General features: G+C 40.8%; 1 protein-coding gene. It reads right to left on the bottom strand.

Features of this window, described 5'->3' with window-relative positions:
* Nucleotides 1–126: 126 nt before the first annotated feature.
* Nucleotides 127–348 (bottom strand): hypothetical protein (locus tag ACXIUA_RS00935; protein ID WP_457975905.1); only part of this gene is annotated, 222 nt, incomplete at its 5' end.

Genomic DNA, 348 nt, shown 5'->3' with positions numbered 1-348 from the left:
TAACGGTAACGATACCACCAACGAGAGCTATCCATGACACAATACTAAAGGCCGGTGAATAGGTTGATATTTTGTTGTCCATCACAGTATTCCTTCATTCCTGAATGTGTAAGAGCTTTATGTTGCTCATGCCGAGCGAAACAAACGCATTTGACCAAACAAGCAGACAAAAAAGGCGATGGGGTAGATCACCATTTCATAAGCATTGATAGGTGCATTTAAAACACCGATAAACAAGAGACCGATAGTGATCAACGCAACTAACTGGCAGATATGGATAAAAAAATCATCCAGTTGCCCGAGTTTTTCTGCGCGAAGATATGCATAGTTACCAAAAGTTGCTGTCAT

This window comes from Corynebacterium sp. UMB8791 (assembly GCF_054166365.1).
This window is presented reverse-complemented; position numbering and strand designations above follow the sequence as displayed.